We start from the raw sequence: 11,045 nt of genomic DNA on the forward strand, positions 1-11,045 counted from the left end.
CCCTTTATTTAGCATAATATTGCTAAATCAATATACGTACCTAAATTTAATCCTTGGTTATGAGGGAGATAAGGAATTTCAGCGATTTTATTCCCAGGTAACTGCTGTTCTAACCACGTTATCATCGCTGTATAATTATCCGTTTTAGGTTCGGTACAATTTGCAATCCATCCTACGACTGTTAGTCCATCACCTTGAATAGCTTCTGCTGTTAATAAGGCATGGTTTAAGCAACCAAGTTTGACTCCTACCACGATAATCACTGGTAACTGCTCTTGCTTTACCCACGACGACAAACAATCGGTGTTATTTACGGGTACTCGCCACCCTCCCGCCCCTTCAATCAGCACACAATCAGATTTAGTTTTAAGGTGTGCTAAACCTTGCGATAATATTTTAAACTCAATGATTTTTCGTTCTTCTGCAGCTGCAATATGAGGAGATACAGGGCGATAAAAACGATAAGGATTAACTTCATCATAAGTTACGCTAACCGATGATGCTTGTTGCAGTAATAAAGCATCACTATTTCGTAATCCTTGTGGTGTTCTATCACAACCAGAAGCAATAGGTTTATACCCTACCATCGCAATACTTGCCTGCTCCGCAGCATTTAAAATAGCACAACTACAAACAGTTTTACCGACATCGGTATCTGTCCCTGTTACAAAATACGCTTTATGCATTTTTTAATACTCCAAAACATACCTGATAGGTCGCGGGTAATAATCCATTATTTAATCTATGTTTATCATAGGCATCTTCTAATTCCATGAAGGTCTGTCGCCCCACTAACCCCGATGTGCGCTGTTGCTGTAAATGGGTCGCCCCAATACCTTTTAAATCTCGCATCAATTTCATTGCGGTAGAGTAATATACTGTTATAGGCTTACATTCTAATGTTTCAATCATTAGACCTGATTGTATAATTTCAGCTTCAATACGCTGTTGTGTCTTAAACCTATTAACATGTGGCTTATCATCAATCTGTGACCATGCGTGTTTAAGTTCATTTAATGAGCCATTCATTAATGTGGTAAAGAAAATAGCACCATCTGATTTAACAACTCGTTGTAACTCTCGTAACGGCACACTTAAATCATCACACCACTGTAATGCTAAATTACTAAACGCGATATTATAGCTATCATTTGCCATCGCAATATTTTCAGCATCGGTCTGTAAATACTGACAATGAGCTCCACATCGTTGCTGCGCCTGTAATAACATTTCAGCAGAGATATCTGCCGCCGTTACTTCAAATCCTTGTTGGTGTAATTCTGCACTGAAATATCCAGTTCCACACCCAACATCAATCACTGATAGTTTAGCGGGTTGCACCTGCCGCTTTGGTATTAATGCGATTAATTGATGCCCAACTTGGCGTTGAAATGCGGCTGATTTATCGTAATGCGGGGCGGCACGCCCAAAAGCATTCGCTATCGACAACTTCTTTGATTGTTCAATTAAAAATGCAGCGTTAGTTTGTTTATCATCCAGCATCGATAACCTCATTCATAGCAAGAGCCAACTGACGAATATCACTTTCATTATGATTGGCTGTCAGTGTTATTCGTAAACGCGCACTGTGTGGTGCAACGGTTGGTGGACGAATAGCCCCCACTTTAATGCCCCGTTGTTGTAATTGAGCAGCGATCGCCATCGTTTGGCAACTATCACCAATAATCATTGGTTTTATAGGCGTGATCGTCGGTATAAGACCCTGACTATTATCAAGATAGTGATTTAAAGACTCAGACAATGCCTGTAACTTTTCTCGACGCCAAGATTGTGTCTGAATTAAGGTGCAAGCTTGACTTAATGCAGCTGCCTGAGCAGGAGGCATGGCTGTTGAATAGATATAATGACGAGCAAATTGCACTAGATATTCTGCGGTGTCTTGACTACACAATACCGCAGCACCTTGTATACCAAAGGCTTTACCAAAAGTAATAATCAATATATCGGCTTTTATACCTGCTTGATGACAGCTCCCTTGTCCTTCATCTCCTAGTACACCACAGCCATGTGCATCATCAACCATCAGCCAAGTTTGATGTTGGGTTGTTATTTCTCGTAATGATGTTAGCGGCGCACAATCGCCATCCATACTAAAAACACCTTCTGTCACCACCAATGATGCGGTATCGAGTCCTTCTTTTATTTTTGAAAGCTGTCGTTGTAACGCAGCTATATCGTTATGAGCAAAACGCTTCATCTTTGCAGGTGATAACATACCCGCTTCAATTAAAGAGGCATGATTAAGCTTATCTTGGAATAACTGATCCTGGGCTTGTAATAGTGTAAAAAGCACCGCTTGGTTGGCACTAAAACCGCTGTTAAATAATAACGCGCGTTGATATCCCAACCATTCAGTTAATTGTTGTTCTAAATCCACATGTGGCGGTTGAAAACCAGTCACTAAAGGTGAAGCCGTACTACCCGCACCATATTTCGCCAACCCTTGTTGCCAGGCAGTGATGATTTTAGGCTCTTGTGCTAACCCAAGATAATCATTACTAGCAAAATTTAATATTTTTGAATTTACATCATGGCACTGTAATTGCCGATAAAGGCCTTGTTGCTGGCGTGCGATAAGTGCTTGTTGATGACGTAAATTAAAGAGAGGCATCATAGAATATGTCATCTTTTGTTGGACGTGCCACAACCCGTTCTACGACTTGTTCTAATAATTCTTGAGCTTGAATATCATCAGGTTTTGCTACTTGATGTTGGCTATTAATACCCAGTTTGGCAAAGAGTTGTATATCTTTATCTTCACCTGGGTTTGGTGTAGTTAACAGCTTACAACCATAGAACACAGAATTTGCACCCGCCATAAAACACAAGGCTTGCATTTGCTCATTCATATCTTCTCGCCCCGCAGAAAGCCTTACCGCTGATTGTGGCATGATAATTCGAGCAACTGCAATAATACTAATAAAATCAAATGGATCGACACTCTCTGCATTTTCCAATGGCGTCCCTTTTACTTTTACCAGCATATTAATAGGCACACTTTCAGGATGAACGGGCAAGTTGGCTAATTCCACCAGCAGACCGACACGATCTCGCGCGCTTTCTCCCATTCCGATGATGCCACCAGAACAGATTTTCATACCTGCATCACGCACATGTGCCAAGGTATCTAACCGGTCTTGATAAGTCCGTGTGGTAATAATATTGCCGTAATACTCAGGAGACGTATCAAGATTATGGTTGTAGTAATCCAGCCCTGCCGCCGCTAATGTCTGAGCCTGATCTGTCGTAATCATACCCAGTGTCATGCATGTTTCCAGCCCCAGTTTTTTAACGCCTTGCACCATATCAAGCAAATATGGCATATCGCGATCTTTAGGATTTTTCCATGCAGCTCCCATACAAAAACGTGTTGCTCCTGATTGCTTGGCTTTCAGTGCAGCATCCAACACACGATCAACTTCTAATAAACGCTCTTTTTCTATATCAGTACGATAATGTGCGCTTTGGGGACAATATTTACAGTCTTCAGGGCAAGCACCTGTTTTAATTGACAGTAAAGTGCTGACTTGCACTTGATTCGGTTGATGAAATTGACGATGAACCTGTTGTGCTTCAAAAACTAAATCCATAAATGGTTTCTGAAATAAAGCTTGTACTTCCTCAACAGTCCAATTGCTACGAACGTCCACAATACACCCCTCTTTTATATTTTTATTATTCAAAAGTACTCTATTGTTGATAAGAATAAAAACGATGTAGAGCCGCTTTTATGCTGATATCACTCGTATAAAATTTAATCAAATAGAGATTGACTCATCTTTTAGCTGTTGGCTAGTCTACTAATAGTACGTAGACTGTCAACCTTGAATAACAATTTAGGTTTACTAGTGTGCGAAAAGAACTCGCAATCGATATTAAATTCGATCAACGCCATATTTGGCATCCTTACACATCAACCATCAATCCGCTTCCATGTTACCCTGTAACCAATGCTAATGGGGTGTATATTACCCTTGAAAATGGCACTCAATTAATTGATGGTATGGCTTCATGGTGGTCAGCAATTCATGGCTATAGTCACCCACATCTGACTGCAGCGGCTAAAAATCAACTGGATAAAATGTCACATGTTATGTTTGGCGGTATCACTCACCAACCAGCGGTTGATCTCTGTAAAAAATTAGTATCAATGACACCACAAGGCTTAGATACTGTTTTCTTGGCCGATTCTGGTTCGGTCGCAGTTGAAGTTGCCCTTAAAATGGCATTGCAATATTGGCATGCTAAAGGCCAATCTCGCGCTAAGTTTTTAACCCTCAGACATGGTTATCATGGCGATACTTTTGCTGCTATGTCAGTCACAGATCCTGATAACTCAATGCACAGTCTTTATAAAGGCTTTGTTCCTGACCATATTTTTGCGGATTCGCCTCAGTGTGGCTTCTGGGATGAATGGAACGAAGATGACATTACCGATTTTTCCAATAAATTAGTACAGCACCACCAACAGATTGCTGCCGTTATTTTAGAGCCGATAGTGCAAGGTGCTGGAGGAATGCGTCTATATCATTCGACTTATTTACGTCGAGTACGTGAATTATGTGATGATTATGGCGTGTTATTAATTGCAGATGAAATTGCCGTCGGATTTGGTCGAACAGGAAAAATGTTTGCCTGTGAGCATGCCAATATTAGCCCAGATATTATGTGTGTTGGCAAGGCACTTACTGGCGGATATATGACATTATCAGCAACCATCACGCATAAAAAAATTGCAGATACAGTATGCAGTGGTGATGCAGGGTGTTTTATGCATGGTCCGACATTTATGGGCAACCCTCTCGCCTGTGCCGTTGCTAATGCTAGCCTTGAAATACTAGAACAAAACCAATGGCAACAACAAGTTGCATCAATTGAAGAACAACTAGCGACTGAATTACCCCCAATTGCAGCACTTGATAAAGTAAAACAAGTACGTTGGTTAGGTGCCATTGGTGTGATTGAATTACATCACCCCGTCAATATGGTTGAAATACAACAGGCTTTTGTTAATGCTGGCGTATGGATCCGTCCTTTTGGGCGTCTTATCTATATTATGCCACCTTATATTATTACGTCAGCACAACTGTCATGTTTAACTCAGGCAATATGCCAAGTATTAAAAACATAATGCTATGTGACTAAACAGTCTTTTATTTTACCCTAGTATCATAAAGCAGACATTGTTCTATTTTTGTCTGCTTATACTGATTAAAGGTGCCCGACCAACATAATAATTATATCTCGAGCGGCTATTTACTTATCATCAATATGTATGTCTTAGGGTTATTATTATGCAATTACCACTTTTCCCCGTTGATATTTATTTGCTACCTAATGGTATTTGTAAATTACAGATTTACGAACAACGTTATATGCGCTTGGTTAAACTCGCCACCGCGAATCATCATGGTTTCGGGCTCTGTATGAAAATTGATAACAATCTTTGTCATTTTGGTACTCGGGTCATAATTACTGATTTTGATCCACTACCCAATGGATTCATGAGTATTACGATTCAAGGTACCGAAATGTTTTTGATCAATAATCACTGGCAAGAACACGATAATCTTTATATCGGGGATACTTCACCAGTGCCTAACTGGCACAGTAAAAATATTGCTTTTATTGATAAAAATATTTCAGATAAATTAAAAAAACTATTCCAACAACATCCAGATCATGCCCGTTATTACCCTGATCCCCAATTTGATGATATTACATGGGTATGTCAACGCTGGCTCGAAGTTCTGCCATTAGAAGTTAATCAGAAGCAATGGTTCATGAGTCGTAACGATTGCAGTGCTGCGTTATCTTTCTTACATACGGTAATTAATACCAATTCAAAATAGACCCATATTCTTAAATAATCACATATAGCCCCCTCACTTATGAGTAAATATTTATTATATTTAATAGTAAATATCATTCCCCCTCGAAATAGCATTAATATGTTATTATTTAATTCAATTAATATATTTTAAAATTACTAAATAATGTTTTTTATATTTCAATTAATCATACTCAATACATTATTTATCAAACATTCTCTAATATTAACACTCAAACAATAACTGTAATGATAATTATTATACTTTATGGGCAGTTAGAGTTTTATCTTTAGAAATAAACCCTTGATATATTAGCTTATTTATGCAAATACATTGTTTCCAATAATGACATAATCAGATTGGCTATTTACACACAAAAAGATCATAACCAATTGATTCTTAGTGACTATTTTAAAGGTTATTATTTACTGTCTATATTTACATCACATTTAATCAATAGGTATGATAAATAGCAAAAAAAAATAGATAGAAAGTTTCGTTTTCATGCATACAATGATATTCCCACAGAGAGAATTCAGTGCAAAAACACTATTCATATAGTAATAATAAATAGAAATAAAATTCGTCTATTTAAAGATGGAAATAAGACGACTCAGCCAGGGAAAAAAATATGCTTAATCTAGCAATATCTGTCATTCCAATTTTATTATTAATTTGGATGATGACAAAAAAAAATGCACTACCTTCACATGTTGCATTACCTTTAACTGCATTACTTATTGGTATCTTACAATTAATTTATTTTGGCACTAGCGGCCGTTTATTAGCCGCAAACATTATTTCAGGCTCTTTATCAGCTCTTACACCTATCTCTATTATTGCTGGTGCGGTTTTATTAAATCGAACCCTCTCAATTTCAGGCTGTGAAGATGTCATTAAACAATGGTTAGAAGGCATTAGTAAAAACCAAGTCGGTCAGTTAATGATCATTGGTTGGGCATTTGCTTTTATGATTGAAGGTGCGTCAGGCTTTGGTACCCCCGCAGCCATTGCAGCTCCAATTCTGGTTGGACTTGGTTTTAACCCGCTACGGGTCGCCATGTTAGCGTTAGTAATGAACTCTGTTCCCGTTTCTTTTGGCGCAGTAGGAACACCAATATGGTTTGGATTAGGTCACTTAGGACTGTCAGATGTAGAACTACTTCATGTAGGTAGATTATCAGCCATCATGCATACAGCAGCGGCAATTGTCATTCCTGTTATTGCATTGAAATTTATTGTTAGCTGGCAACAAATTCGTCGTAACATTATTTTTATTCAGCTTAGCATTTGGTCATGTACATTGCCTTACGTATGGCTTGCACAATGGAACAATGAGTTCCCAGCGCTTATTGGTGGCGCTATTGGCTTAACATTATCGATACTATTTGCACGCTACAATATTGGTTTAGAAAAGAAAGTACCAACAGACACAGAAAACACAACGGTTGCTTTACCCTTTGGGCGCGTGTTTAAAGCCATGGCACCAACCCTGTTACTGATCGCTATTTTAATAATAACTCGTATCAAACAATTAGGGTTAAAAGGCATGTTAAACGATGCAACCCCTATGTGGGATTTCCACTTAGGCTTTGCCGACTTACATATTAGCCAAGCTTTGATTATTCACATTAGTCAAATTTTAGGTACCGATACAGCATGGGCATACAAAACGCTATATGTACCGGCATTAATACCTTTTTTCTTGGTTGTTTTCGTGTCAATTCCTTTTTTAAAAATGAACAGACATCAAGTAACAACAGTATTTAGCGACACAGCATCACGAATCAAAACGCCTTTTATTGCCCTTGTTGGTGCGTTAATTATGGTGAAATTTATGATGATTGGTAGTGATAACTCTCCCATCATGACAACAGGTAACGCGTTTGCAGATTTACTGGGTAAAAATTGGCAATATTGTGCTGCTTATCTAGGAGCTTTAGGCGCATTTTTCTCTGGTTCTGCAACGGTTTCCAACCTAACTTTTGGTGCGATTCAACAAAGTATTGCTCATACTGTCAACTTGCCAGAAACAATCATTCTAGCGTTGCAATCGGTCGGTGGCGCAATGGGTAATATGGTATGTATAAATAATATTATTGCAGTATCAGCCATACTTGGTATTGCCAATAAAGAAGGCTACATCATTAAACGAACGGTTATTCCAATGATTTTATATGGTGTAATTGTCGCAATAGTGAGTATGTTTCTTTAACGATTAAATAAAATAGGTTGGCGTACTGTGTAAAGCAGACGCCAACCGCTAGTTTAACGTCAACATTTCAGGCGCCTTTACGCCATTGGAGCAATAAAATGAAGGTAAACTTTTTTGTCACTTGTCTTGGCGATACTGTAAAAGCAGAAGTTGCTAAAAAGACGGTACAACTGCTTGAGCAGCTAGAATGTGAAGTGATTTTTCCTGAACGCCAAGGGTGTTGTGGTCAACCCGCATTAAACAGTGGTTATATCGAAAAAAGCAAGCCCGCAATGAAAAGCATGATCGAAGCTTTTGAAATCAATGATTATCCGATTGTGACGCCTGCTGGTTCGTGTGCCGCTTCTATGAAGAAATACCCACATTATTTAGAAGATGAGCCTGAATGGGCTGCCCGCGCACAAAAAGTTGCTGACCGCTTATTTGAGTTAACTCAATTTGTCGTTCGTCAATTAGGTGTAGAAAACGTCGGCGCACGTCTTAAAGGTAAAGGCGTTTATCACCCATCTTGTAGCCTTATTCGTAAATTAGGCGTACGCGAAGAGCCACTTATTTTATTGAATAATGTTGAAGGTCTTGAGCTGTTACCTATCGATAACCAAGAAACATGTTGTGGTTTCGGTGGCACTTTCTCTGTCAAGATGTCTGAAATTTCAGGTGAAATGGTGACTGAAAAAGTACAGCACATTAGCGCAGTAAAACCTGACTTCTTAATTGGTGCTGATATTAGTTGTTTATTAAATATTGGTGGTCGTATTAGCCGTGAAGGTCAACCTATTAAAGTAATGCACATTGTTGATGTGCTGATGAGTCGTTAAGAGGTCATTATTATGTCAATGAAAACTAGCAACGTTAAATTTAAAGATCGTATTCATCTAAAAATGAAAGACGAATCTATGCGTGCCGCCGTTGCCAACGCACAAGAACGTATGTTTAAAAGCCGCGCAGTTGCTGCTGAAAAACTCGGTAACTGGGAACAATGGCGTGAAATGGGCATGGATATTCGTAACCATGTGCTTGAAAATCTTGATTACTACTTACAACAACTTAGTGAAAATGTAGAAAAAAATGGTGGCCATGTTTTCTTTGCTGCGACTGCGGAAGATGCAACCAACTACATCGAAACAATTGTAAAGAAAAAGAACGCCAAGAAGATCGTAAAATCTAAATCAATGGTGACTGAAGAAATCGGCATGAACCAGATGATTCAGCGCAATAATTGCGAAATTATCGAAACCGATTTAGGCGAATATATTCTACAAGTCGATGATTGTGATGCTCCATCTCACATTGTTGTACCCGCATTACATAAAAACCGTACCCAAATTCGCGAAGTGTTCAAAGAAAAGCTCGGTTATGACGGCACCTCAGATCCTGAAGCCATGACCCGCTTTGTCCGTGAGCATATTCGCCATGATTTCCTTGAAGCTGAAATTGGTATTACTGGATGTAACTTTGCGATTGCAGAATCTGGCACCGTTACTTTAGTAACCAACGAAGGTAACGCACGTCTAGCCACTAGTTTGCCAAAAACACATATCGCAGTCATGGGTATGGAGCGTATTGTTCCAACCTTTGAAGAGTTTGATATTGTTGCTAGCCTATTATGCCGCAGTGCGGTTGGTCTTCCACTAACCGGTTATGTCACTGCGTTAACGGGTCCACGTGAAGGTGATAATTGTGATGGTCCTGAAGAATTCCACCTTGTTATTGTCGATAATGGTCGTTCAAAAATTCTAGGCTCAGAATTCCGTCCAATTCTACGCTGTATCCGTTGTGCGGCTTGTGTTAACACTTGCCCTGCTTACCGTCATATTGGTGGTCAGTCTTACGGTTCAATCTACTCAGGTCCAATTGGTGCAGTATTATCACCATTACTGGGTGGCTACGAGGATTTTAAAGACCTACCTAATGCCTGTAGCTTATGTCGCGCTTGTCATGATGTGTGCCCAGTAAAAATTCCATTGTCTGATTTGTTGCTAAAACATCGCCAAATCATGAGTGAAGGGAAAATTACTGAACCGTCAGAACGTGCCGCAATCACGGGTTTTAACTTTGTGAATTCACATCCTTTCATCTGGGACAAAACAGTTAAAATCGGCGCTATTATGGCTGGAAAACTGATTAAAGATGGCAAACTGCCTTTTAAAGTGGGTTTGCTTGACGCATGGACACAAACTCGTGATTTACCAGCACCAACAGGTCAATCATTCCGTAGCTGGTTTAAAAACAGAGATGACAAATAAGGGGCTTCCGCATGTCAGAACAACGCATTTTTAACCGCGATAGTTTCCTTGATAATATCGCCAAACAGCTTGGTCGTGATCGCATTACGACACCCGTAGCACGTCCAAATCTTAAATATAACTGCCACAAAGACGTCTTTGCAGGCAAAACTCAAGATGAGTTAAAAGCTATTCTAGTTGATTACACTGAAACAACATTAGCCTCTCAAGCCGTCGTTACAACGAAAGATAAGCTAACAGAAACGTTACGTAATGTATGTTTTCACTATTGCACCGATGATGGTGATGGCCTAAATCCTATCGGAGAAACTATCTTTACAGCGGATAATCGTCTGTTAGATATCGTAAATCCGAAAGATTTAGCTGAAAAGCAACATGGTGTCTACATTTGGGATCATAGTGCAGGTTACGATGCAAACATTGCTGTTGCAGAGCGCGCTAAAGTCGGCGTAGTATTCGCAGAACAGGCATTAGCTGAATCAGGTACTATGGTACTTTATAGCCAAGCAACACAAGGTCGAGCCGTTAGTTTGCTCCCTGAAGCCTCTGTTTTCATTGTACCTAAAAGTAATATCGTTCCTCGTTTAACTCAAGCGACAGAACTTTTACATCAAAAAGCACATAATGGTGAACGTATTCCATCATGTGTGAATTTTATTTCAGGTCCGAGTTCGACTGCAGATATCGAGCTGATCAAGGTTGTTGGTGTGCATGGGCCCGTCTTTGCCACCT

The 11,045-nt window shown here is 39.4% G+C and carries 10 protein-coding genes; 6 read left to right on the forward strand and 4 right to left on the reverse strand.

Going from position 1 to position 11,045, the window contains the following annotated elements; all coding sequences use genetic code 11:
* Positions 1-8: 8 nt before the first annotated feature.
* From bioD to bioB, 4 genes are read right to left on the reverse strand one after another with little or no spacing between them, the layout of a single operon-like run.
* Positions 9-686, reverse strand: a complete 678-nt coding sequence (gene bioD, locus Q0V26_RS14955; RefSeq protein ID WP_297483217.1) for a dethiobiotin synthase — start codon at positions 684-686, stop codon at positions 9-11.
* Positions 679-1,503 (reverse strand): malonyl-ACP O-methyltransferase BioC, encoded by an 825-nt coding sequence (gene bioC / locus Q0V26_RS14960; protein WP_297483222.1) that lies wholly within the window; start codon positions 1,501-1,503, stop codon positions 679-681. Before bioC ends, bioD begins: the two co-directional genes overlap by 8 nt.
* On the reverse strand, positions 1,493-2,632 hold the full coding sequence (bioF, locus tag Q0V26_RS14965; RefSeq protein WP_297483245.1) for an 8-amino-7-oxononanoate synthase: 1,140 nt from the start codon (positions 2,630-2,632) through the stop codon (positions 1,493-1,495). Before bioF ends, bioC begins: the two co-directional genes overlap by 11 nt.
* Positions 2,619-3,671 (reverse strand): biotin synthase BioB, encoded by a 1,053-nt coding sequence (gene bioB / locus Q0V26_RS14970; RefSeq protein ID WP_297483224.1) that lies wholly within the window; start codon positions 3,669-3,671, stop codon positions 2,619-2,621. Before bioB ends, bioF begins: the two co-directional genes overlap by 14 nt.
* A gap of 200 nt (positions 3,672-3,871) precedes the next feature.
* On the opposite strand from bioB, the gene bioA reads away from it, so the two are divergent.
* The 6 genes from bioA to Q0V26_RS15000 form a co-directional block, all read left to right on the forward strand.
* Entirely contained in the window at positions 3,872-5,152 is a 1,281-nt protein-coding gene (bioA, locus tag Q0V26_RS14975) for an adenosylmethionine--8-amino-7-oxononanoate transaminase (RefSeq protein WP_297483227.1), read from the forward strand.
* Positions 5,153-5,315: 163 nt separating this feature from the next.
* Positions 5,316-5,873 (forward strand): LON peptidase substrate-binding domain-containing protein, encoded by a 558-nt coding sequence (locus tag Q0V26_RS14980; protein ID WP_297483230.1) that lies wholly within the window; start codon positions 5,316-5,318, stop codon positions 5,871-5,873.
* Between the two features lie 610 nt (positions 5,874-6,483).
* Positions 6,484-8,067 carry an L-lactate permease gene (locus Q0V26_RS14985; RefSeq protein ID WP_297483233.1) on the forward strand — a complete coding sequence of 528 codons (1,584 nt, stop codon included), beginning with the start codon at positions 6,484-6,486 and terminating at the stop codon, positions 8,065-8,067.
* A gap of 98 nt (positions 8,068-8,165) precedes the next feature.
* The gene (locus Q0V26_RS14990; protein ID WP_297483236.1) at positions 8,166-8,885 is read left to right on the forward strand and encodes a (Fe-S)-binding protein; all 720 of its coding nucleotides are present in this window, start codon (positions 8,166-8,168) and stop codon (positions 8,883-8,885) included.
* A gap of 12 nt (positions 8,886-8,897) precedes the next feature.
* Positions 8,898-10,313: a LutB/LldF family L-lactate oxidation iron-sulfur protein gene (locus Q0V26_RS14995; RefSeq protein ID WP_297483238.1), complete on the forward strand. Its 1,416-nt coding sequence runs from the start codon at positions 8,898-8,900 to the stop codon at positions 10,311-10,313.
* 11 nt (positions 10,314-10,324) lie between these two features.
* Positions 10,325-11,045, forward strand: a 721-nt coding sequence (locus Q0V26_RS15000; RefSeq protein WP_297483242.1) for a lactate utilization protein C, incomplete at its 3' end; no start/stop codon positions are given.

It is taken from the genome of uncultured Photobacterium sp. (genome assembly GCF_947039875.1).
Taxonomy (GTDB): Bacteria; Pseudomonadota; Gammaproteobacteria; order Enterobacterales; family Vibrionaceae; genus Photobacterium.